This is a genomic window from Streptomyces sp. a15, assembly GCF_059026085.1.
Genome location: NZ_JBWLKM010000086.1, coordinates 1 through 20,707, shown reverse-complemented (window position 1 = coordinate 20,707; position 20,707 = coordinate 1). Strand labels below are relative to the sequence as shown.

24 protein-coding genes and 4 pseudogenes are annotated in these 20,707 nt (G+C 68.8%); 11 read left to right on the top strand and 17 right to left on the bottom strand.

The window, feature by feature from the left end:
* The first annotated feature begins 116 nt into the window (after positions 1-116).
* The 5 genes from AC5P09_RS43340 to AC5P09_RS43320 all read left to right on the top strand — a co-directional run bounded on the left by AC5P09_RS43340 (position 117) and on the right by AC5P09_RS43320 (position 6,802).
* Positions 117-1,382, top strand: coding sequence for an ABC transporter substrate-binding protein (locus AC5P09_RS43340; RefSeq protein ID WP_493879206.1), 1,266 nt, complete (start codon positions 117-119; stop codon positions 1,380-1,382).
* A gap of 388 nt (positions 1,383-1,770) precedes the next feature.
* Positions 1,771-3,501, top strand: coding sequence for a glycoside hydrolase family 13 protein (locus AC5P09_RS43335; RefSeq protein WP_493879191.1), 1,731 nt, complete (start codon positions 1,771-1,773; stop codon positions 3,499-3,501).
* A 50-nt stretch (positions 3,502-3,551) separates the two neighbouring features.
* Positions 3,552-4,871 (top strand): ABC transporter substrate-binding protein, encoded by a 1,320-nt coding sequence (locus AC5P09_RS43330; RefSeq protein WP_493879190.1) that lies wholly within the window; start codon positions 3,552-3,554, stop codon positions 4,869-4,871.
* 258 nt (positions 4,872-5,129) lie between these two features.
* Positions 5,130-5,963, top strand: a complete 834-nt coding sequence (locus AC5P09_RS43325; RefSeq protein WP_493879189.1) for a carbohydrate ABC transporter permease — start codon at positions 5,130-5,132, stop codon at positions 5,961-5,963.
* A complete protein-coding gene (locus AC5P09_RS43320) occupies positions 5,960-6,802 on the top strand; it encodes a carbohydrate ABC transporter permease (RefSeq protein ID WP_493879188.1) in 843 nt (280 codons plus the stop codon). Before AC5P09_RS43325 ends, AC5P09_RS43320 begins: the two co-directional genes overlap by 4 nt.
* A gap of 129 nt (positions 6,803-6,931) precedes the next feature.
* On the opposite strand, the gene AC5P09_RS43315 is transcribed toward AC5P09_RS43320, so the two are convergent.
* Entirely contained in the window at positions 6,932-7,150 is a 219-nt protein-coding gene (locus AC5P09_RS43315; protein WP_493879187.1) for a hypothetical protein, read from the bottom strand.
* Between the two features lie 195 nt (positions 7,151-7,345).
* Between AC5P09_RS43315 and AC5P09_RS43310 the strand changes: the two are divergent.
* Positions 7,346-7,518, top strand: a pseudogene (locus AC5P09_RS43310) (transposase); the annotation flags it as partial.
* A 190-nt stretch (positions 7,519-7,708) separates the two neighbouring features.
* On the opposite strand, the gene AC5P09_RS43305 reads toward AC5P09_RS43310, so the two are convergent.
* Positions 7,709-8,146: a hypothetical protein gene (locus AC5P09_RS43305; protein ID WP_493879186.1), complete on the bottom strand. Its 438-nt coding sequence runs from the start codon at positions 8,144-8,146 to the stop codon at positions 7,709-7,711.
* Between the two features lie 291 nt (positions 8,147-8,437).
* On the opposite strand from AC5P09_RS43305, the gene AC5P09_RS43300 reads away from it, so the two are divergent.
* Entirely contained in the window at positions 8,438-8,872 is a 435-nt protein-coding gene (locus AC5P09_RS43300) for a hypothetical protein (RefSeq protein WP_493879185.1), read from the top strand.
* Here the strand turns inward: AC5P09_RS43300 and AC5P09_RS43295 are convergent.
* The 7 genes and pseudogenes from AC5P09_RS43295 to AC5P09_RS43265 form a co-directional block, all read right to left on the bottom strand.
* On the bottom strand, positions 8,844-9,143 hold the full coding sequence (locus tag AC5P09_RS43295; RefSeq protein WP_493879184.1) for a hypothetical protein: 300 nt from the start codon (positions 9,141-9,143) through the stop codon (positions 8,844-8,846). The genes AC5P09_RS43300 and AC5P09_RS43295 overlap by 29 nt on opposite strands.
* Before the next feature lie 17 nt (positions 9,144-9,160).
* Positions 9,161-9,601 (bottom strand): VOC family protein, encoded by a 441-nt coding sequence (locus AC5P09_RS43290; RefSeq protein ID WP_030084132.1) that lies wholly within the window; start codon positions 9,599-9,601, stop codon positions 9,161-9,163.
* Between the two features lie 182 nt (positions 9,602-9,783).
* A complete protein-coding gene (locus tag AC5P09_RS43285) occupies positions 9,784-10,197 on the bottom strand; it encodes a VOC family protein (RefSeq protein WP_493879183.1) in 414 nt (137 codons plus the stop codon).
* Complete coding sequence (locus AC5P09_RS43280) at positions 10,194-10,778, bottom strand: dihydrofolate reductase family protein (RefSeq protein WP_493879182.1); 585 nt, start codon at positions 10,776-10,778, stop codon at positions 10,194-10,196. The genes AC5P09_RS43285 and AC5P09_RS43280 overlap by 4 nt, the downstream gene beginning before the upstream one ends.
* A gap of 148 nt (positions 10,779-10,926) precedes the next feature.
* Positions 10,927-11,088, bottom strand: a pseudogene (locus tag AC5P09_RS43275) (IS256 family transposase); the annotation flags it as partial.
* Between the two features lie 408 nt (positions 11,089-11,496).
* A complete protein-coding gene (locus tag AC5P09_RS43270) occupies positions 11,497-12,099 on the bottom strand; it encodes an ISAs1 family transposase (protein ID WP_493879208.1) in 603 nt (200 codons plus the stop codon).
* 361 nt (positions 12,100-12,460) lie between these two features.
* Positions 12,461-12,742: pseudogene (locus AC5P09_RS43265) on the bottom strand (transposase family protein); the annotation flags it as partial.
* A gap of 112 nt (positions 12,743-12,854) precedes the next feature.
* Between AC5P09_RS43265 and AC5P09_RS43260 the strand changes: the two are divergent.
* Positions 12,855-13,120 (top strand): annotated as a pseudogene (locus tag AC5P09_RS43260) (VOC family protein); the annotation flags it as partial.
* Here the strand turns inward: AC5P09_RS43260 and AC5P09_RS43255 are convergent.
* The gene (locus AC5P09_RS43255) at positions 13,072-14,019 is read right to left on the bottom strand and encodes an SDR family NAD(P)-dependent oxidoreductase (protein ID WP_493879181.1); all 948 of its coding nucleotides are present in this window, start codon (positions 14,017-14,019) and stop codon (positions 13,072-13,074) included. The pseudogene AC5P09_RS43260 and the gene AC5P09_RS43255 sit on opposite strands and share 49 nt — an antisense overlap.
* A 109-nt stretch (positions 14,020-14,128) precedes the next feature.
* Here AC5P09_RS43255 and AC5P09_RS43250 point away from each other — a divergent pair, with 109 nt between their 5' ends.
* A complete protein-coding gene (locus tag AC5P09_RS43250; RefSeq protein WP_493879205.1) occupies positions 14,129-14,794 on the top strand; it encodes a TetR/AcrR family transcriptional regulator in 666 nt (221 codons plus the stop codon).
* 147 nt (positions 14,795-14,941) lie between these two features.
* On the opposite strand, the gene AC5P09_RS43245 is transcribed toward AC5P09_RS43250, so the two are convergent.
* The 4 genes from AC5P09_RS43245 to AC5P09_RS43230 all read right to left on the bottom strand — a co-directional run bounded on the left by AC5P09_RS43245 (position 14,942) and on the right by AC5P09_RS43230 (position 16,720).
* Positions 14,942-15,334: a helix-turn-helix transcriptional regulator gene (locus AC5P09_RS43245; protein WP_493879180.1), complete on the bottom strand. Its 393-nt coding sequence runs from the start codon at positions 15,332-15,334 to the stop codon at positions 14,942-14,944.
* A 166-nt stretch (positions 15,335-15,500) separates the two neighbouring features.
* Positions 15,501-15,650, bottom strand: coding sequence for a hypothetical protein (locus AC5P09_RS43240; protein WP_493879179.1), 150 nt, complete (start codon positions 15,648-15,650; stop codon positions 15,501-15,503).
* The gene (locus AC5P09_RS43235) at positions 15,647-16,072 is read right to left on the bottom strand and encodes an IS5 family transposase (protein WP_493879178.1); all 426 of its coding nucleotides are present in this window, start codon (positions 16,070-16,072) and stop codon (positions 15,647-15,649) included. Before AC5P09_RS43235 ends, AC5P09_RS43240 begins: the two co-directional genes overlap by 4 nt.
* Positions 16,073-16,219: 147 nt before the next feature.
* Complete coding sequence (locus AC5P09_RS43230) at positions 16,220-16,720, bottom strand: hypothetical protein (RefSeq protein WP_493879177.1); 501 nt, start codon at positions 16,718-16,720, stop codon at positions 16,220-16,222.
* Positions 16,721-17,017: 297 nt separating this feature from the next.
* Here AC5P09_RS43230 and AC5P09_RS43225 point away from each other — a divergent pair, with 297 nt between their 5' ends.
* Positions 17,018-17,491: an FhaA domain-containing protein gene (locus tag AC5P09_RS43225; RefSeq protein ID WP_493879176.1), complete on the top strand. Its 474-nt coding sequence runs from the start codon at positions 17,018-17,020 to the stop codon at positions 17,489-17,491.
* A 290-nt stretch (positions 17,492-17,781) separates the two neighbouring features.
* On the opposite strand, the gene AC5P09_RS43220 is transcribed toward AC5P09_RS43225, so the two are convergent.
* Positions 17,782-18,363, bottom strand: a complete 582-nt coding sequence (locus AC5P09_RS43220; RefSeq protein ID WP_493879175.1) for a hypothetical protein — start codon at positions 18,361-18,363, stop codon at positions 17,782-17,784.
* Here AC5P09_RS43220 and AC5P09_RS43215 point away from each other — a divergent pair.
* Entirely contained in the window at positions 18,362-19,063 is a 702-nt protein-coding gene (locus AC5P09_RS43215; RefSeq protein WP_493879174.1) for a LysR substrate-binding domain-containing protein, read from the top strand. The two genes, AC5P09_RS43220 and AC5P09_RS43215, sit on opposite strands and share 2 nt — an antisense overlap.
* A gap of 138 nt (positions 19,064-19,201) precedes the next feature.
* Here AC5P09_RS43215 and AC5P09_RS43210 read toward each other — a convergent pair whose 3' ends face one another.
* Positions 19,202-19,732, bottom strand: coding sequence for a cupin domain-containing protein (locus tag AC5P09_RS43210; RefSeq protein WP_493879173.1), 531 nt, complete (start codon positions 19,730-19,732; stop codon positions 19,202-19,204).
* Between the two features lie 73 nt (positions 19,733-19,805).
* The coding region (locus AC5P09_RS43205) for a phosphotransferase (RefSeq protein ID WP_493879172.1) at positions 19,806-20,707 on the bottom strand (902 nt) is incomplete at its 5' end.

The following is a 20,707-nucleotide window of genomic DNA, read 5'->3' as shown; positions in this document are numbered from 1 at the left end:
CCCTAGTCTTCCACCGCGAGCGCCAGGTATACATAACCGGTATGCAGTGGCTTTCCGGAACTCTTTCCGCGACGCGCCGCGGCTCCGCCCGAGAAGAGGAAGCGATGCGACCAGGCATGCGCTGGACCAGGGCCGTCTGCGCGGCGGCGGCCGGCGCCCTGCTGCTCTCCGGATGCTGGCGTGCTACCCCCACGGACACCGCCGACACCGACGGAGTCGGCCCGGTGACGCTCGTCACGGGTCAGGATCTCACCGGCTACCTGCGCGGACGTCTCCAGGCCTGGAACGCCGAGCACCCCGGCGAGAAGGCCACCCTGATCCAGCTGCCGTCGGCCGCCGACGACGTGCGGGCGCAGATGATCAGCAACCTCCAGGCCAAGAGCGACCGCTATGACGTACTCAACCTGGACGTGGTGTGGACGGCCGAGTTCGCGGCATCGGGGTGGATCACCACGCTGCCCGCCGGTCAGTTTCCGTTGGACAAGTTCCTCAAGCCCGTCGTGGGCACGGCCATGTACCAGAACAAGCTCTACGCGGTGCCGTACGTGACCAACGCCGGACTGCTGTACTACCGCAAGGACATCCTCGCCAGGGAGCACCTGGCGCCGCCGCGCACCTGGGCGGACCTGCGCAGCATGGCCAGGACGGTCGCCCCCAGGTACGGGCTGAAGGGATACGCCGGGCAGTTCAGCCCTTATGAGGGGCTCACGGTCAACTACGCGGAAGCCGTGCAGTCCGCCGGCGGGCAGATCCTGACAGGCCGCGAGAGCCGGCCGGCCGTGGACTCGCCGGCGGATCTGAAGGCCCTACAGTTCCTGGTCGACGGGGTCAAGGAGGGGTGGATCCCGCAGGAGGCGCTGAACTTCGACGAGGAGGGCTCCCGCAAGGCCTTCCAGTCCGGGCGGTACCTCTTCATGCGGAACTGGCCGTACGCCTACGACCTGGCCGAGGCGAAGGACTCCGCGGTCGCCGGCGACGTCGGGGTCGAGGCACTGCCCGGCCCGGACGGCCCGGGAGCGGCGTCGCTCGGCGGGTCCAACCTCGCCGTCAGCAGCTACTCGCGGCACCAGAAGACCGCGCGCGAGCTCATCCGGTTCCTCACCAGCCTGGACAACGAGCGCCAGGTACTGCTCAAGGGCTCGCTGCCGCCGGTGTGGGCGCAGCTGTACACCGATCCCGCGCTGGTCAGACGGTTCCCCTACCTGCCCGTGCTACGGCAGAGCATCCTGGCGGCTCAGCCCCGCCCTGTCACGCCCGACTACGACCAGGTGAGCCTGGCCATCGCGGCGACCGTGCATGACGCGATGGCGCTCCGACAGTCGCCCCGGGCCGCGGCCGCACGCCTGCGGCAGGAGCTGTCCGCGATCGTCCGCAGTCCCTGAGGCGGCGCGGTTCCCCAGCGGCCGCGCCGCCCGGCGGCAGGTCTTTCCAGTGGACGGAACGCGCCGCGTCCTGGGCCCGTCTCCCAGTGAGGGACGTGTCTCGTGGTGAGCCCGCCACTGAGGGACCTGCCGTGTCGTGGGCCGGCCGCCGCTCCGTGCCCGGCGGTCGAGTGGCCTGCTGCCCCGTGCCGGACCTGGTTCGTTTTCCTTTCGGAAAGACTCCGTTTTCACCGTTGACACATACTTCCGCGCTATACATAACATGCATGCATCTCAGCGGTTCGCGCGTCGCACGTCGGTGAACGACGGATTCCGCAGCGGCCCACTCGCCCCTTCTCACAGCGGACCTGTCGGCGCACGCCCTCATGACGGGTCAGGACGGTGACGGATGATCAGCGCCTCGGTGGACAACGACCCGCCACGGCACCCCCTGGGCGCCCGACCGGTCCCCCCTCCCCGCTCCGCCCCCACGCCGGCCGGTTCCGCCGGCTGGTGGCGGGACGCGGTGATCTACCAGGTCTATGTGCGCAGCTTCCTGGACAGCACCGGGGACGGCATCGGAGACCTGGCGGGGGTCTGTGCCGGACTGCCCTACCTCAAGCGGCTGGGCGTGGACGGGATATGGCTGACCCCGTTCTACCCCTCGCCGCAGCACGACCACGGCTACGACGTCGCCGACTACCACGACGTGGACCCGGTCTACGGCGACCTGGACGCCTTCGACCGCCTGGTGCGCGACGCACACCGGCTGGGCTTGAAGTGCCTGGTCGACATCGTCCCCAACCACTGCTCCAGCCGGCACCCGCTCTTCCTCCAGGCACTCGCCGAAGGCCCCGGCGGGCCGACCCGCGCGCTGTTCCACTTCGCGCCGGGCCGCGGCAACGACGGCGCGCTGCCGCCCAACAACTGGCACGCCATGTTCGGCGGACCCGCCTGGACGCGCGTCACCGAGCCCGACGGCACGCCGGGTGAGTGGTATCTGCACATGTTCACGCCCGAGCAGCCGGACTGGAACTGGCGCGAGCCCACCGTGCGGGCGAACTTCGAGCAGACCCTGCGCTTCTGGCTGGACCGTGGCGTGGACGGCTTCCGTATCGACGTGGCGGCAGGGCTGTTCAAGCACCCTGACCTGCCGGACTCCGCCGACCCGGAGGCTGACGAGCGCACCCGGGACTCCGTCAACCCACTGGCGTGGAACCAGCCCGAGATCCACGAGGTCTGGCGGGACTGGCGCGCCATCTGCGACGCATACGCCGCGCAGGACGGCCACGACCGGCTGCTCGTCGGCGAGGTCTCCGTGCCGACAGCCGCCGACCAGGCCACGTACGTGCGTCCGGACGAACTCCACCAGGCATTCTTCTTCCACCTGCTGAACGCGCCCTGGGCCGCCGCGGCTTTCCAGAACGTCATCAGCGACGCACTGCGCGACATCGCCGCCACCGGGTCGACCATCACCTGGGTCCTCAACAACCACGACCAGGTCAGGGCCGTGACGCGCTACGCGGCACCCACGCCCTCGCAGGACGCCGATCTCCCCGACCCGGGCGGCGCCCGCGCCCGCGCCGCCGCCCTGCTGATGCTCGCCCTGCCCGGCGCGGCGTACGTCTACCAGGGCGAGGAACTGGGCCTGCCCGAGGTTCTCGACCTGCCCGACGAGGCGCTGACCGACCCGATCTTCCGCCGCACGGGCAGCCGGTCGCGGGTCCGCGACGGCTGCCGCGTCCCGCTGCCCTGGTCGGGCCAGGCGTCCCCGTTCGGCTTCACCGCCGGGGACGCCCCCGGCCGGCCCTGGCTGCCCCAGCCGGAGTGGTTCGCCAACCACACCACCGAGCGCGCGATCGCCGACACCAACTCCTTCTGGCACCTCTATCACGAGGCGCTCCACCTGCGCCGGAACCTGCCCCAGCTCGGAGAGGGACCGCTGCGCTGGCTGGACACCCCGCCCGACGTCCTGGCCTTCGTCCGCGGGGACGGCCTGGTCTGCGCGGTCAACTTCGGTGACCGCCAGGCGCCGGCGCCGGTGACCGGCACCCCTTTGCTGACCAGCCGTCCCTGCCCGCCCGGCAGCCTGCCGGGCAACACTGCGGCCTGGTGGATCTGCGAACACTGCACCGCCTAGCACCACAAACCCCGCACCACAGACTCCCGACCCATGAGAGGCAGTACCCCATGCCCACGTTCCCCCGCGGCGCGATCACCGCCGTAGGCTGCGCCGTCCTGCTGGCCTCCCTCACCGCCTGCGGATCCAGCAGCAGCGCGAAGCCGATCAGCGCCCCGGCCGGCCCCGCGAGCGGCACCATCACCTGGTACGCCAACCAGTTCGGGCCGACCAGCACCGATGTCCGCAAGACCCTGATAGCGGCCTTCGAGAAGGCCAACCCGAAGATCAAGGTCAAGCTGGAGCAGGCGCCTAGCGACAGCGACGCCTACCGCTCCACCCTGACCACGCAGATCTCCGGCGGCTCCAGCAGCTTCGACGTCTACAACGGCGACGTGGTCTGGCCCGCGCAGTTCGGCAAGGCCGGCCTGGCGGAACCGCTCAGCGGAAAGCTGCCGAACAGCTACTGGAAGACGTTCTCGCCCGGCCTGGTGGACGGCCTCACCTACAAGGGGAAGATCATGGCCGCCCCCCTGTTCACCGACAACGCCTTCCTCTACTACCGCAAGGACCTGCTCGCCAAGGCCCATCTGCCGGTTCCGACCACCTGGGAGCAGGTCCAGAGCGAGGCGCAGAAGCTGCAGAAGGCGGGCCTGGTCAAGTACGGGTACTCGGCCCAGTGGGACTCCTACGAGGGTCTGACCTGTGACTATTCGGAGTTCGCGGCCGACGCCGGGGGCAAGGTCGTCAACACCGCGGGCACCAAGTCCGAGATCGATTCGCCGGCCTCGCAGAAGGCGCTCACGTACATGCGTGGTCTGATCACCAGCGGCGTCGCGCCGCGGGCCATCACCACCTTCCAGGAGCAGCAGTCCGAGCAGCTCTTCACCAGCGGCCAGTCCGCATTCCTGCGCAACTGGACCTACGCCTACTCCGACGCCAACTCCCCGGCGGCCTCGAAGGTGGCCGGCAAGATCGGTATCGCCAACCTGCCCACCTTCGCGGGCCAGAGCGGCCACGGCTACTCGGTCACCGGCGGCTGGAACCTGTACGTGAACCCGCACAGCAAGCACCTCGGGGCCGACCTGGCGTTCGTGAAGTGGATCACCAGCCCCGCCGCGCAGAAGATCATGGCGCTGAAGGGCGGCGAGATCCCCACCGTCAGCAGCGTCCTGCAGGATCCCAGCGTGCAGGCGGCCAACCCCGCCTTCCGGGTCGCCGCGTCCAACAAGCTCATCTCCCGGCCTTCCCAGGTCGCCGCGTACTCGCAGGTGAGCCAGGGCGTCTACGGCAATGTCAACGCCGCGCTGTCCGGCTCCACCTCGCCGAAGAGCGCCCTCGCCGCCGCCAACAAGACCATCAGCGCCGCAGTCGCCAACAACGGACTGTGACCCGTACCCCGCCGCGGGCCCGGTCCGCCCCCAGCGCCCGGGCCCGCGGCGGCCTCCCACCGACCTCGCCAACCGCCCATCGGAGACAAGCTCGTGACTACTCACCAGGTTGACGTGCGTGCTCCCGTCACATCGGCAGCGGCACAGCCCACCGAGCGCGGGAGCCGTCGGCACCGGCCTCACGCCAGGGACCGAAGGTCCCCGCTGGAACGCCGGACTGCCCGCCTGGGCTGGCTGTTCGCCTCTCCCGCTCTGCTCGTGGTCGCCGCCGTGACCCTCTTCCCCATCGTCTTCTCCGTCGTGATGAGCTTCAGCAACGTCGACGTCACGGGGAACGGCTTCCAGCTGTCCGGGTTCACCGGCCACAACTTCGCCGTCATCGCGGGCGCCGACCGGTGGCGCCACGCCCTGTCCTTCACCCTCGTCTACACCGTGGGCACGGTGATCGCCGAGGTGGTCCTGGGCACGCTCATCGCCCTGGTCCTGGAGCGGCTGAAGAGCGGCCGGGGCTGGATGATGGCTCTCCTGCTGCTGCCGTGGGCGATGATCACAGTGGTCTCCGCGCAGCTGTGGGCCTACGTCTACAACGGCGTCTACGGCGTCCTGAACGCCGTGTTGGCCCCGCTCGTCGGCCACGACGTGACTGTACTCGGCACACCCGTTTCGGCCACGCTCTCCATGGCGGTGGCCGACATCTGGAAGACCACGCCCTTCGTGGCCATCATCGTCCTGGCCGGACTGGTGATGCTGCCCAGCGATGTGATCGAGGCGGCGCGCATCGACGGCGCGAACGGCTGGACCATCTTCTGGCGGGTGCGCCTTCCGCTGCTTCGGCCCACACTGGCCATCGCCGTCATGTTCCGCGTCCTGCAGGCCTTCGGGCTCTTCGACCTCCCGTTCGTCCTCACCGGCGGCGGGCCCGGCACCTCCACCGAGTCGCTGGCCGTGCTCGGGTGGCGCGTGATGTTCCAGGACCTCAAGTTCGGCCCCGGCGCCGCCATCGCCACCAGCACCGCGGTCCTGGTGCTCATCGGCTGCCTGCTGTTCCTGAAAGTGTTCCGTTCCCAGGTCGGCCAGGAGGAGACCGCATGACCGCCACCGTCACCGTCCGACCCCGCCTGCGGGGCGGCACCCAACTGGCCGCGCTCCTGGTCGCCCTGTTCGTGTGCGCACCGCTGTACTGGCTGGTCGCCACGTCCTTCAAGAGCCTGAGGGACATCGGCGCCGCGACGCCGAGCGCCTTCCCGACGCACCCCACCCTCAGCAACTACCGGACAGCCTTCGGCACCTACCAGTTCGGCACGTACGTCCTCAACTCGGCCATCGTCACCGTCATCTCGACGCTGCTGGTGCTGGCCCTGGGCGTCTTCGCCGGGTACGCGCTCGCCCGCCTGCCCCTGCGCGGCAAGTCGGCGGTCATGACGTCGCTGTTGATGATCTCCCTGTTCCCCACCGTGGCCCTTGCCGCGCCCCTGTACCTGCTCATGCGCGACATCGGATGGCTCAACAGCTACCAGGGCCTCATCCTCGCCTACACCGCCCTGAACCTCCCCTTCGCCATCTGGATCCTGCGCAACTACTTCCTGGCGATCCCCAAGGAGATGGAAGAGGTCGCCTGGATGGACGGCGCCTCACCGATGAGGACGGTCGTCAGCGTGATCCTCCCGCAGGCCAGGCCGGGCCTGTTCACCGCCGGCGTCTTCACCTTCGTGGCCTGCTGGACCGAGTTCCTGCTCGCCCTCACCCTGGACAGCGACAACCAGCACCGCACCATCCCGGTCGGCATGGCCCTGTTCGGCGGCCAGTTCGTCACGCCGTACGGGACGATCTTCGCGGCCGCCACCGTGGCCATCCTCCCCATCGCCCTGATCGTCCTCGTCTTCCGCCGCGCCGTCGTATCGGGGCTGACCGCGGGGGCCGTCAAGGGCTGACGAGTGCCTACCTGCCACAACCCGTCCTCGCCCCGCATCACACGCCGACCCGCCGGCGGAACCGTTCCCGGCGTCCCGCCTGGCAGAAGGGCACGACAGCGGGGGACGGCACACAGTCATACCGCTGTGTCAATCGCAGCCAGTTTCGGGTATGCCGGACTGCAGGACAGGATCGGTGCCGGTGATGGTGCCGGTGCCGGTGATGGTGCCGGTGCCGGTGCCGGTGCCGGTGCCGGTGCCGGTGCCGGTGATGGTGATGGTGATGGTGATGGTGATGGTCAGGATGCCGCCGTCGCGTCCCCAGTTCGGCCTGTACGTGTCGGAGCGAAACGGGCGGTAGCCGTCCACGAGCCGACGTGCCGGCCGGGCCGCTGCCTCCGACCCCGTAGACAGAGCACGTAATAGTCCGCTTCCGCCACCAGATCGCCGACTGCGCCGAGCATGACACTCAGTGCGGCGGCGGCAGTCGACAGGACGAGGGTCCGACGGGGGATGGCTCGGTGTTTCTTCGCCGCCTCACCGGACCCCGGTGGCGAGGAGAACATCCAGATCGCTCTCGGCCTGCTCGCCTGGATGCCGATGCTCGCCCTGCCCGGCAAAGCCCGCCATGGGAACCCCGTCGCCTGCGGCTTCGGCTGTTCTCCACCGTCGCCCAGCTCATCACCACCGGCCGCCGCCGCTACCTCCGCCTCGCGGGGCACTGGCCCTGGACCGGCGCCACGCTCTGCCGAACCCCGGCTGACCAGCGTTTTCCCGTCCCTACGGCAGCACCACCGGTGTCGTGGCACCCGGCGCACACCCGACGCGACGACCGCGCCATCAGCCTGCCCAGACCCCGAAATCCTCGCCAACGCTCACCACAATGGGTCCGTCAGCAAGCTGACGGGCCCTCATGAATGATCGAGGTTAGGGCTTCATGTAGTTCACGGAAGCCGAGCAGTCTTCTTGAACGCCGTCCTCCAGCGTGCAGACGGTGATCTTGATCCGGTCGATCCCGCCGACGAGGTTCGTGTCACCGATGGTGAAGTTGAAACCGCGCCTGCTGCCATTGGCGGCGGTCCTGTGCTCGGAATCGATCTTCACCGATCCCGCATAGGCTTCGAAGTAGGCAGCGGTCGGCCAGCCGTCCTCGAAGTAGGACTCGACCCCGCCCGTGACTCCCGCGGTGCGGTTGTACCACGTGATGTAGCCGTCGACGAAGCCTTCCTCTGTGTCAGGGTCGCAGTACGGGTTGCAGACGTTGAAATGCACCGTCGGGTAGGCCGCCGCAGGCGCTGCGGCGATACCGAGGGCGCCGCAGGCTCCAACGAGGCCGACAGCCAGCCTTTTCGTGAATCGAGACATCAATTCCCCCTCCACTCTCGCCGGTCGGGTTGACGCGTCTCTGGCGGTGCGGGATCCATCCTGATCCGTGGCGGAAACACGGGGAACCTGAAATGTTCCAGGGTCCCAGGGCCGACGGCTCTACTTCCGCGGGCGCGTTGAGCCGCTATGGGTGCGGTTCCCTTGAAGGGTTCGTCCCCTCCCGTCCGGTGATCGGCAAGGACCGAAGGGGCTACCGGGAGGACATCGCAACCCCTGAGATAGCCATGTTTCTAGCCTCGCGGCCGGGCTGGGAAGGGCAAGGAGCTGGACATGGCCCTCCAGCTGGTCGGCGCCCTGTCCGGTTCGTGGGAGCCGGGCCGGTATCACGACTCGTACCAGGAGAAGGTGCGGGAGCTGGTGAAGGCGAAGGCCGAGGGCCAGGAGATCGAGGCGGCGGAAGAGGCGCCGACGGCCACCAATATCGTCGCCCTGATGCAGGTCCCGCAGGGCAGCATCGACCAGGCCCGCGGCGACCGTGAACCGGCGGCCGAGCAGCGGCAGAAGAAGACGGCCCCGACCCGCAAGGCGGCGCGGAAGCCTGCTGGGACGGTGGCGAATAAGACCGCCGCCAGGAAGGCGCCGTCGAAGACGGCCCGCTTCTCAAACACGGCGCGCTGCCGGCGCGGCACGGGCAAGAGCGAACAACGAGCGCTGAGCTGTACCAGCGGGCCACCGATCAGGACATCACCGGCTGCTCCAGGATGAGCCGGGAGGAGCTCATCGACGCCCTCACCGGCGCCGGGCGCCGCCGCAAGAAGAGCGCCGCCTGAGCCTCGCATCCGTCCCACCCATGCCATGGACCCTGCCGGAGCCGATGCTCACGGTCACCGATATGCGACCCGTTCCGGGTGAAGGCGATCGGTACGTTGCGCGGAGTTCCGTCCCTGGCGACGGAGGCCAGGCGGGTCACGTCACGGGCCAGCAGCTCCTGGCTGATCGGACGGTTCAGAACCTCGATGATCTCGCTTGGCTGCATGGTTCGGTTCCTCCTTCTCAGCGCAGTTGCTCGGCCAGTCCGACGATGATGCCCTCCGGGCCGCGGACGTAGCAGAGCAGATAGCTGTCCTCGAACCGGGCGATCTCGCCGACGAGTTCAGCGCCGTGAGGACGCAGGCGGGCAACGGTGTCCTCGAGGTCGTCGACGGCGAACATGACGCGGTGCGTGCCCAGAATGTTGTGCGGCCGGTTACGCGGCCCGGCGCTGATCACCGCGGGGCTGCGGTACTTCGCCAGCTCGAGCCGGCTGTGACCGTCCGGGGTCCGGACCATCGCGATGTCACAGCGGACGCCGTCGAGTCCGGTGCACTGGTCGGCGACCAGGCCCTCGACCTCCGCCCTGCCCTCCAGCTCCATACCGAGTTCCACGAAGAACGCGATGGCGGCATCCATGTCCTCGACGACGATGCCGACGTTGTCCATCCGCTGAATCGCCATGCTCGTTTCTCCTTCTTCCTCGTGCGGCCGGTGGTGACCGCTGATGTCCCTGGGACGGAGCCGGCGGCACGTTCTCGACATCCGCAGACCCCCGAACTCCGAAAAAAATTGGATCGCGCCTCAGCACCGCTACAGCAGACCGCCCCGAAAGCGAAGCTTCTTCACTCCACTCACCGGACCGCTCAGGAGAAGTCCGCGGCGGTGATGCCGTCGGGGTGTCCAGGCGGCCACTCCACCAACTCGATCTGGTAGCCATCCGGGTCGGTGAGCCACGACGTCTTCGGACCGCGAGGCCCGCCCAGGTACTGGACAGGTCCCGGCTCCAGGCCGGCTTCGGTCAGCATCTCCAGGGTGGCGGACAGTGTGTCCACCTGGATCGCGAGGTGGTCGAAACCGCTGCCCACGTCGACGCGTCCGTCAACGGGACGGTGGACCAGTTCGAGCGAGGCCGCCGGTTCGCCGGGGAACTTGAGGATCACGAGGTGACTCCCGTCCCCGCCGTCGACCCTGCCCAGCTCGACGTAGCCCAAGGCGGTGTAGAAGGCGAGCGAGCGGTCCAGGTCGGTGACGCGGTAGCCGACGAAGAGCGTCTTCATGCGGCCTCATCGGGTCGGCGCACCCGGTAGCGGAGGTGCGTGACGTCTCGATCCTCGAGCCGCCGGACGAGGTCGAGTTCGATGTGATCATCACCGAGGTGGTCGAACAGCCGTCGGCCGTCCCCGAGGAGAACCTGCACCAGGTGGATCTCCATCTCGTCCATGTGCCCGGCTCGGAGCAGCGCTTGGGCCGCGCCCGCCCCATGGACCATGACCGGCCGGTCCCCGGCGGCCGCGCGGGCCTGACGGGCGCAGTCCTCGACGTCGGTGACGAATCGCGCGTGGCCGGGTGGCACGTCCCCGTCAGCCACATGGTGGGTGAGGACGAAGATCGGCACACCGTCGTGATGGTCTCCCTGCCAACGCCCGGCGAGTTCGAAGGTCCGACGGCCGGAGATTACCGCGCCGGTCGCCAGCGCCTCGCGATAAACCTGTCCACTGGGACCGTCGGATTCCCGGTCGTCGAGCCAGTTGAAAAGACGTCCACCAGCGCGTCCGAGCTCCTGGCCGGGTCGATCGTCCGGACCGGCAACGTAGCCGTCGAGCGACATCGACATGTACAGCCGAATCGGACTGCTCATTCTGGCCTCCATCTCTCCTCCATGCATGGGAATGCTCCGCTTCTCGCCCCATCGGGGCGGGAATGTCAAAGTGGAAGACTTCAGGCAGCAGGCAAACTCATCGGCCTGACGAGGCGTAAATCAAGAGCAGTCGATCAGTTGCGGTGACTCAGGCTGCGTGAGCCTCGGGGCGTTCGACGAGCCGACCGCGTTCGAAGCAGGCTCCGGCCCGCACGGGGGCGACCATGTGGGGCGCGTTCACGGCCCGCCAGCGGGTCTGGGCGGACTCGACCAGCTTGAACACCATGGCAAAGGTTGCCGCGCGGGAGCCGGCGCACGCGAACCCGAGGATCGCCCTGGCAACGGCGAAAGCTCCCGCCGGCTTCGACACGTCCAGATCGCACTTCCACTCCAACCAGCGCGGCTCATCCGCGCTGCTCGCCGAGAGCACCGCTTTGATGAGCGCCTGGTGGCTCCTCAGGCCCACGGCCGGCTGCTCCGCGTCGAAGTTCAACGTCATGGCGTGCACCATGTGGCTTCGTTCACGAGAATGGGGCAGCAGATGTTCACCACTTCGGGAGGCGCCACAGCACACCGGGAGTTCGAACACTGAGTGAGTCGCTTGCCGCAGTCAGGGCCACGGCCGTTTTGAGATCGTGGATCATGGTGTGAGTCCGAGGATGGCGAATAGTCTGGCCGTGTTTCGGGTGGCCCAGCGGGTGGCTTCCGCGATGTCTGTTCATCCGTGCTGGCGGAGGGCGCCGATGGCCAGGTTGCGGAAGGCGGCCATGGTTCTGGGGCCGGATCTGGTGTGGACGGTGGAGTCGTCTTCGCGGTAGACGGTGTCCCTGAGCCAGTGCAGGGCTTCGATCTTCCATTGCCCACGAACGGCTTGTGCGATGGTTTCAGGGGTTCCCTGGTCGGCATTCATGCTGGTCACACCGAGGATCGCGACGTTCGACACGGGTTTGCCGGTCATGGTGGTGACGGCACGTTCGACGAGGAACACCTGCTCGACGTGCGGAAACGGCAGGTCGGGCGAGGCCGGCATGACTTGCAGGGTGCGGGTTTCGAGCCGGCCGTGGCCCCGATCGGTCATCCGGTGGGTGATCGGAGTGTCCGGCCAGGGCAGGACATCGAGGGCAGCGAACAGACCGGGCCCGAGACCGATCTGGTGACGCTGGGGGACGCGGCGACGGTGAACCGGGGTTGTCCTTGACACGGAAGACGAAGTCCGCGTCCCGCCCGCGCAGGTATCGGGCGTGTTTGCGCTGAGTGTGCAGACAGTCGCAGTGATCAACATCCCGGCGACGTTTGTCAGGTTCAGCAGCCGGGCGAACATCGGGATTTCGTTCGTCGTGTGAGTCCACGTCGATCTGGGCGAGGACCAGGCCCTGCTCGTGGGTGGCCGCCGCCAACTGGTGCGGGGCATTGTCGTCGGCATCCTTGGCGCCGCAGACCCGTTTACCGTTCCCCCGCGAGGATCGCTCGGGGTGGCCCCGCCAGGTTGCCGTCTGGTCGGCCAGACGGTTCACCAGCCGCATGTCGTTCGGTTGCGGTAGGACGGATGCCTGGTCACCGCCGGCTTGCTCACCGGCGTCGATCGCGACGTCGATGCCCGCCCTCGCCGCTAGCCCCAGGCCCACAGCGGCGTCCACCGCAGCCGCGTCGACGCGGGTGACCACCTGCCAGATCGTGCTCTTCGACGGCGCCAGCGGCGGCTTACCGCACCGGGAATACACCATGACTGGCATCGGCGACGGGGTGTCGGTGACCCTGCCGGCGATCGCGGTGAACCCCCGCATACCGGCCACCACCGCGGCAGCACACAACACCAGCACCGCGGCCAAAGGGTGGACCACCCACAAGGGATGACGCGGGTCGTCGATCACCGCGAAATGATCGACCAGATCCACGACCGTCGTGTCCAGGGCCAGGTCATCGCCCCGACCACCGTCAGACCCGACCACCGTCAGAACCGTCATCGCCGGCCGACAACGATGACACCAACACCGACCAGATATCCGCCTCGCCGGACGACAAGGTGGCAGAACGCACGGACAACGGAACTCCGGTGATGAGAGGTCTTGGCGGACGTCCCTGGAGGACCCCGAGGGCGTACGTCCTCGGATCTTCTTTCAGCAGGTCCCCGAGGACAAGACCGCCAAGAACCGCCTGCACCTGGACGTACGCGCCGCACCGGCCTGCACGGCGACGAGCGGATGGCCGCCCTCGATGCGGAGTGCGAGCGCCTCGTCGGTCTCGGTGCCACCCGCTTGCGCCGCGACGAGCCGGCGCCTCCTAGCAGCGCGGGCTACATCGTGATGGCCGATCCGGAGGGAAACGAGTTCTGCCTGGACTGAACAACGGGGAACTTCACCCCGGTGAGGTCTTCGGAGACGGCCCACAGCCGCTGCTGGACGGCTACTTCGTACGACTCCGGGCTGGAGGTGACCAGCCGGGGGTGGCCCTTGACCTCGTTGCGTCCGCCGGGACCGTAGTACTGGCCGCCGAGCGCGGCGGGGTCGGTGGCGGCGCGCAGGGTCGGTAGCGCGCCCATCGCCGGCGTCTGGGTGATCAGCGGCGCGAGCCAGGTGAGCGGAAGCCGGAGTGCCGCAGGGGTGTTGCGGGCGAGCTCAGTGTTGGACATGCCGGGGTGCGCGGCCACCGCGACGGTGGTGCCGTGCGTGGCGAGCCGGCGCTGCAGCTCGTACGTGAACATCAGGTTGGCCAGCTTGGACTGGCCATAGGCGGCGGCCCGGCTGTACGACCGCTCCCACTGCAGGTCGTCGAAGTGGATCGCGGCCCGGATGCGGTGGCCGGTGCTGCTGACCGTCACCACGCGCGAGCCGGGCACCGGCAGCATCCGGTCCAGCAGCAGCCCGGTGAGCGCGAAGTGGCCGAGGTGGTTGGTGCCGAACTGCATCTCGAAGCCGTCGGGGGTGGTCTGCTTCGGGGTGTACATCACGCCGGCGTTGTTGATCAGCAGGTCGATCCGGTCGAGCCGGGACCGCAGCGCCGCCGCCGCGGTCCGGACGGAGTCGAGCGAGGTCAGGTCCAGCGCCTGCACGGTCACGTCGCCGGTCATGCGGGCCGCGGCCTGCTCACCCTTCTCGACGTTGCGCACGGCGAGCACCACGGACGCCCCGCGCTCGGCGAGCGCCTTGGCGGTCTCGTACCCCAGTCCGGTGTTGGCCCCGGTCACCACGGCCACCCGCCCGCGCTGGTCCGGAATGTTCGCCGTCGTCCACTTCTCGCTCATGTCAGGCTCCCCACTCACTAACGTACCGAAGGTATCTTGTGCCGACGACGTTAAAGTACTTTCGGTACGTTGCCAACGTACCGCAGGTACCTAAGTTAGGCTGGTGATCGTGACTTTCCAGCGGGCGCGAACCGAAGAGCAGCGGGAGATCCGCCGACGGGCGATCCTCGACACGGCGTCGGCGATGCTCGACGAGATGCCTGTGGCCGCGGTCACCCTGAACGAGCTCAGCCGCCGGGTGGGCTTGGCGAAGCCGAACGTGCTGCGCTACTTCGAGTCTCGCGAGGCGGTGCTGCTGGAACTGCTGGACCACTTCCTGCAGGAGTGGCTGACGGAACTGGCAGGCGAGTTGGCCGCCGGCATCGACGAAAATCTACCCATGGCCGAGCGAGCGGCAGCGGTGGCCGAGACCCTCAGCCGCTCACTCTCCGGCCGAGTGGTGCTGTGCGATCTCTTCGGCGCTCAGGGCAGCGTCCTGGAGCACAACGTCTCCGTCGAGGTCGTCGCACGCTACAAGCGCGCCTCCCTGGACCGCCTGACAACCATGACCGCCCTGATCCTGAAGTACCTGCCGGAGCTGGGCGAGAACGCCACACTGTTCAGCCTGCAAACCATGGTCATGGCCGGCGCGCTGTCGGCGTACAGCACACCCCCACCCAGCCTGCAGGCGGCCTACCAGGCCGAGCCCGACCTGGCCCGCTTCCACCTGGAGCTGAAGGACTCCTTGAAGCTGGCCCTGACCGCAACCCTCCTGGGCGTGCTACCCCGCCGCTGACCTGCGTTGCACTGGACAGGCCAAAACCTCTGTACTTCTCGCGCTCGGACGGCGGAAGGGCCGGGGTGCCCAAGCTCGGGCCGCCGGCCCTGACCGCTTCGGACTCCGCGTCAACGCTCTTCCTCGGGCCCGGCGGCGGCTGAGGCGTCACGCCGGCGACGGCGGCCGCCCGGCGGACCTGGTCGACCGAGGTGTGCAGAGGCGCGGCGAGCGCGGCCCTCTCGGGCACGCTCGCCGCCCGCTTACCTGCTCGACGGCGGCGTAGAGGCTGCGACTGATGCCCAGCGCGGCAGCGACGTCGTCCTGGGTCAGCCCCAGTCGCGCGCGCAGCGTGACCAGCGTGACCGGTGTTCCGGGCGCCAGCAGCTGCGGCACGTCGACGCCGAGCACGGCCGCCAGCGCCTGCGCCGCCTTCGCCCGCGGCCTGGTCCGGCCGGACTCGTAGCAGGACACCTCCACCACCAGCGTGCGGATCTGCCGGGCGGCGTCGAGGACCGACGCCGGCCCATCGGTGCGGGCCTGCACGAGGCGCTCGGCCATCCGACCTGGCTCCGGTCGCGGGCCTGGCGACAGGCCGCGAGCCGGGTGCCGTCGAACGCGCCGATCCAGTGCCGGCCGGCTCTGTCAGCGGCCTGCCGGAAGAACGGCGCTGCGGCATCCTCATCCAAGGTCCGCTGATGCATACCGGCCACCGCCTCGCCGTAGCTTATGCACCCAGCCCCACACGACTCACCCTCAGCCCGGTCCGGCCCAGGACCGCCAGGAACTGCGCGCTGTCGTGCCGCTGCCCGGCGGTGACCAGGAGCGACAGCGGCTTTTGTCCCTGCTCCACGGCCAGACGCAGCTTGGTGGTCAACCCGCCGCGCGACCGCCCCGAGGCCGTGGTCGTCGGGCTCGGTGAGGACGCCGCCGGGAGGCTCCCGCTGCAGTGCCCCTTTTACGCGCGCCAGCGGCGTGCTGGTGAGCCCGGGCGACCGTGGAGTCCACGCTCACGTCCCATGTGTTCAAGCCCTTCGCGTCGGCCTCGGCCTGCAGGTGCACGAAGATCCGCTTCCAGGTGCCGTCCCGATGCCAGCGTCGGAACAAGTCGTAGACCCGGTCCCAGGGCCCGTACCGCTCGGGCACGTCCCGCCACGGCGCTCCTGTCCGAGTCCGCCGCCTTATGCCGTCGATCAACTGCCGACGCGTCCACGTCGGCGGTCGGCCAGGCTTCTTGCCATGCGGCAGCAACAGCTCCAGCCGGGCCCACTGGCCGTTCGTCAGATCACCACGCCCCACGGCCAGTGATCATCCACGATGATGATCCACTTTCACAACACGGCCTAGTCGGCGATCCTCGCCGCCAGGGCCCGTTCCTGGGCCTCAAACGGCGTGCACTGAAGCTGGCCGGGCCTGTGCGCACAGGCCGAGTTCCGGCAGGCATGGTCATGCCCTGGACGCGTCCGGTGCTGCGCGTCCGGTCGGTGGCAAACCTTGCGCGGGTCCGGCGGCCTGTGGCAGGTGAGGTCGGCTGACTGGCACCTGGGTGAGCTGGTTGTGCCGTGGGTCGACGTGCAGTCGGGCTGCGTTGATGAAGTCCAGCCGGCTGGTCTCCATCCGGTCCCTGGCCTCTTTCCAGGCCGTCTCGTTGGCGGTCTGCTGGGTGAACTGATCGCTGTGGTTCCAGAAGACTTCGTCCATGGTCGCTGCAGCGGCGACAACGGCCGGGCTGCCGACCAGCCAGACCGTCCCGAGAGCAACATTCCAAGGCACCCAGTCCACCGCCTCGCCGTGACGCCAAGCCCGAAGCAGGGCGAGTTGGATGCGGGTGGACTCGGCCACGATGGCGGCACACGCTTCGATCTGCTTGTCGCGGGACCAGTGCATGCGGTTGGCCCGGCTGCTGAGCAGCGAGCCGGCCAGCACGCCGATCAGGGCCGCTGCCACACCCCCGATCGTGGTCACGGTCGTCGCCCAGTCCACAGACATTCGGCCCCCTTGCGACTGCCACGTGAAGAGTTCTGCCCAGCGCTGCTTTGTTGGTATGCGCACGGCGGTCCGCAAGAGGAGCGATCTGGCCATCCACTCCAGACAATGGGCTCCCGCGGTGCCCAGGCCAGGAGTCCGCTCTCCCTGAGTTCGTTTGATGCCCTCAGGGCGTCGGATCGTCCGAAGAGCGATCACGGTTACTCAGCGACGACCACCACGGTCGCGCGCTGGTGGGAAGCATGTGCAGTTCGCCCAGTGCAGATCACAGTCCGTGCGCTCACCGAGCGGCCCTGCACCCGGATGGGCGAGCCTGCCCGGCCGGTGGTGGGGCAGGTGCACGCGATGGGATTCTTCGAGGCCAGCGAACGCGTCATGGAACGATGGACCACCAGCCTGTGGGGCATCCTGCTTCCCGCGCAGCAGGAGCGGGGCGAGGCCGTGGCCATACTGCTGCGGCAGTGCGACGACAACACGGTGATCGTCGGCCGGCAGCGGGTCGTGGTGCCCAACGTCTTCGTCGTGGAACTGCTCCCGGAGATCCACCAGCAGCTCATGGCCAGCGATCTGCCGGTGGCCCCCGTCCTCGCCAACGTGGTCCGTCGTCACGCCGCCGAGCAGGGCTACACGTTCGCCGGCCCGGTCGCCGTTGACCTGCGCCCCGCACACAGCAACACCACCGTCCGGTTCCGCATCCACAGCCGCATCACCCCGGCCGAAACGCGGCCGTAGCCGGTGGACCCGGGCCAAGGCCGCTGTCGGGAAGACCATGGCGCTCGCCGACAGCGGCTTTCCGGAAACGGACTCGTGATGTCACACCATCGCCGGGCGCAGCGCGGGCCCTGTTGCAACCGGCGCTGCACAGCAGCAGCGCCCCGGGCAGCGGACCCAGGTTCGTACGGCGGGCTGGGTCCCGCCGGGCGAGTCAGGCGGGGCGCTGCCACTCGCCCGGACAGCGTGGACCGTCACATTCGGTGAACGGGCAGGGTGCGGGCACTGTCAGCTTGATGCGGTGGAGACGTCTATGTATCGGCCCCGAGATCATCGCGCATGGCCGCTCGTAACGCGCGCAGTGCAGCGTCATATCGGGTGCGATGTTCTGCGTAGTCGCCACCTTCGAGCAGGAGTCCGTCGGCAACAGCATTCCGGAGGTCGCGGAGCTTGCGATACACATCTTCGGCTGGCTCTACGACCGTCTTCGGAGCGGAAATGGTCATCTGGTAACGGAGCCCGGAGCATGGGTCGAAGGCGTCCCAAGCTGCCTTTCTGCGCTCTGTGTTGGACGCGTCCATGTCTCTGACGAGGCGACTGAACGCAAGCCTGGCCTGAGACAGGGTGGCTAGGTAGGTGCCGTAGAGGACTCGCCGCGCCTCAGTCTGCTGGTCAATTCGATCGCGCTTCCAACGCCGCCGATCAAGGTAGCCAGCGGAGATTGTTGCGATGGCACCGCCGACTATGGTGCTGGCGAGAGCCATCCACTCCATCGTCAAAGGATATAAGACGTCGTCCATCGTGAAGTCGGTGCTCTGCGTGGCACGCAGACCGACCGCGTCCCACGTGTCGAGGAAGGTGACCTGCTCGGGCCGGAACAGCGCGAGCCGCATGTCCGGGCGGCCGTCCGGCAGCGGAGGCGCCCCGTCGACCAGGAATCCCGAGCATCCAGTCCGGGGTGAACGGGCCGCTCGCGAGCGGCCAGCGACCACTGAGCCGATAGCCACCCTTCACCGGCGTCGCCAGCCCTTTCGGAGCCACGGCGCCACGGAGCATCAGGTCGGCACCGCCCGCGAACACCTCGTTCTCCAGCGTCTTGCGGGGCGACCTGGCCCTGTTGTACGAGTTCGGTGCCCAACCCGGTCGTCCTGCACGACGCTGCGCTCCAGCCGTCCGTATGTCATCGTGTCCGCCGGTCATCCGATGGCAGAGCACAAGGCCGTCTCACTCGCCGAACTCGCGGACGAACCTTTGATCCTCTACTCGGAGCAGCTGGCCCAGCAGAACGCGGACCACTGGTTCTCCCTCGCGGGAGCACGCCCGAACATCCGGTACCGAACCTCGAGCATCGAGGCGGTCCGCAGCATGGTCGCCCGGGGCCTGGGCTTCGCCACGTTGATCCAGTCCTGGCCGTCCGACACCAGTGTCGAGGGACTTCCCCTGGCATCCGTGCGCCTGAGCGACCCGCTGGACGAATTCGAGCTCGTGATCGCCCACGCGCCACACGTCACCCCCACCCATCGGGCGCGTGCCTTCCTCCAGTACGCCAAGGACACGCTCGCCGGTCCGGACACCCTACGGACAACAGACTGACCACCGTCGGGCGTTGAGCCCGGGGTGGCTCGTACACGACGTGCATCGGTCACCTGCCGTCCACAGCGGCATGGCGGCAAGCCTGTTCCTCCCGACGCCGGAACCACGGAGCCCGAGGACCGTGATCCGACTGCCGCGTCAGCCGTCGCGTTCCGCGCCGACGAGGACGAAGGCCATCGTGACCGGTCGGTCGCTGCGGTTGCGCCAGCCGTGGCGGGTGCCGTTCTGGATCACGATGTCCCCGGCGGAGAGGTGGGTGCAGTGGCCGTCGTCGAGCTCGAGGACGATCTCGCCCTGCAGCACGATGCCGTAGTCCACGGTCGGCGTGGTGTGCATACCGTCGGGCTCCATGAGGTCTGCGATGCCGGGCGAGTCGGCCCGCTGCTCCCGGTCGAAGGCGACGGGGTCGAACGCCGGGTCGGCCATCGCGGTGTCCGGCGGGAAGGTCAGCACGATGAACCGCGTGCCGCCGGGTGCCGGGAGCAGGCTGCTGACTTTCGGCGTGGGGTCCTCCCCGGTGCGGCCGACCGGTTCGCCGGGTTCGGTGGCCCACGGCAGGCGGGACACCGAGCCCGGCAGGCTGGTGGACTCCCGGCTGCGCGGGACGGGGCCGTCGCTGACGACGACCGATCTGCCGTTCTCGTCATGGCCGGTGACGACTCTGCGCATGTATCTCTCCTCGTTCGCGTCAGTGGGGTCCGTGGGATCCGCCAGGGGCGCCGGATCGGTCGGATCCGCCGGGTCAGTCGGGTCGGCCGCTGCCAGGCCCGGTCGAGGGCTTGAGCTCGGTCGCCCAGGCGTCCAGGACGTCCGCCACGGTCGGGGCGGGTGCCCTGAGCAGGGCCGATGCCACCGTGCGTACGAACAGCCGGTGCCGCTCGTCCGTGAGGTACTCCACCGGGGACTTGCCGTCCACCCGTGCCAGCAGCAGCGCCGGCAGCAGTGACGCGGCCCGCGCCTCAAGGGCCGGCCGGGGCTCCCAGTCGACGCACCGGACGTACTCCTCGACCAGCACCCGGGCGGACCTCAGGAGATCGGCGCGGTGCTCGGGCACCACCAGGCACTTGAGGAGCAGATGGTTGACGCAGAAGGCGACGTCGAACGCCGGGTCTCCGTACCAGGCGCACTCGGCGTCCAGCAGCACCGGCCCGGACGGTCCGACGAGGATGTTCTTGGGACTGACGTCACCGTGCACCAGGGCCAGGTGCGTCGTGGCCGTGCGGTCGGCGAGGCCCTGCAGGACGTCGCTCAGACCGGGGTGCGCGGCAGCGGTGGCCAGCAGGTACGGCTCGATGCGCAACGCGTGGAAGTTGTCGTCGGTCGCGAACTCCGCGGCGAGGGCGGCGTCGCCGGCGCTCGCCGCGTGCAGGTTGCCGAGCAGTTCTCCGACGGCAGCCGCGGTCGCCGGCCGCACCTCGCCACGAAGCAGCTGCGCCTTCCACAGGGGGTAGTGCTCGGGAGGCAGGAACGCCATCGCGAAGAGGCCGGCTTCGGGGTCGTGGGTCAGCAGTTCGGGCACGCTGTCCGGGCGGTGCCGGGACGCGAACCGCATCCACGCCCACTCGAAGGCGTTGCGCGACACCGGTGCCTGCCAGTCGGCGGCGACCTTCAACTGGGCCAGGGCGCGTTTGACGCAGAGGGAAC

Excerpts from the sequence above, each read along its gene's own strand:
- AC5P09_RS43340 (WP_493879206.1), top strand. The coding sequence starts at position 117 with ATGCGCTGGACCAGGGCCGTCTGCGCGGCGGCGGCCGGCGCCCTGCTG.
- AC5P09_RS43335 (WP_493879191.1), top strand. The coding sequence starts at position 1,771 with ATGATCAGCGCCTCGGTGGACAACGACCCGCCACGGCACCCCCTGGGC.
- AC5P09_RS43330 (WP_493879190.1), top strand. The coding sequence starts at position 3,552 with ATGCCCACGTTCCCCCGCGGCGCGATCACCGCCGTAGGCTGCGCCGTC.
- AC5P09_RS43320 (WP_493879188.1), top strand. The coding sequence starts at position 5,960 with ATGACCGCCACCGTCACCGTCCGACCCCGCCTGCGGGGCGGCACCCAA.
- AC5P09_RS43305 (WP_493879186.1), bottom strand. The coding sequence starts at position 8,146 with ATGTCTCGATTCACGAAAAGGCTGGCTGTCGGCCTCGTTGGAGCCTGC.
- AC5P09_RS43300 (WP_493879185.1), top strand. The coding sequence starts at position 8,438 with ATGGCCCTCCAGCTGGTCGGCGCCCTGTCCGGTTCGTGGGAGCCGGGC.
- AC5P09_RS43295 (WP_493879184.1), bottom strand. The coding sequence starts at position 9,143 with ATGCAGCCAAGCGAGATCATCGAGGTTCTGAACCGTCCGATCAGCCAG.
- AC5P09_RS43290 (WP_030084132.1), bottom strand. The coding sequence starts at position 9,601 with ATGGCGATTCAGCGGATGGACAACGTCGGCATCGTCGTCGAGGACATG.
- AC5P09_RS43285 (WP_493879183.1), bottom strand. The coding sequence starts at position 10,197 with ATGAAGACGCTCTTCGTCGGCTACCGCGTCACCGACCTGGACCGCTCG.
- AC5P09_RS43280 (WP_493879182.1), bottom strand. The coding sequence starts at position 10,778 with ATGAGCAGTCCGATTCGGCTGTACATGTCGATGTCGCTCGACGGCTAC.
- AC5P09_RS43270 (WP_493879208.1), bottom strand. The coding sequence starts at position 12,099 with ATGTTCGCCCGGCTGCTGAACCTGACAAACGTCGCCGGGATGTTGATC.
- AC5P09_RS43255 (WP_493879181.1), bottom strand. The coding sequence starts at position 14,019 with ATGAGCGAGAAGTGGACGACGGCGAACATTCCGGACCAGCGCGGGCGG.
- AC5P09_RS43245 (WP_493879180.1), bottom strand. The coding sequence starts at position 15,334 with ATGGCCGAGCGCCTCGTGCAGGCCCGCACCGATGGGCCGGCGTCGGTC.
- AC5P09_RS43215 (WP_493879174.1), top strand. The coding sequence starts at position 18,362 with ATGTCCGGGCGGCCGTCCGGCAGCGGAGGCGCCCCGTCGACCAGGAAT.
- AC5P09_RS43220 (WP_493879175.1), bottom strand. The coding sequence starts at position 18,363 with ATGCGGCTCGCGCTGTTCCGGCCCGAGCAGGTCACCTTCCTCGACACG.
- AC5P09_RS43210 (WP_493879173.1), bottom strand. The coding sequence starts at position 19,732 with ATGCGCAGAGTCGTCACCGGCCATGACGAGAACGGCAGATCGGTCGTC.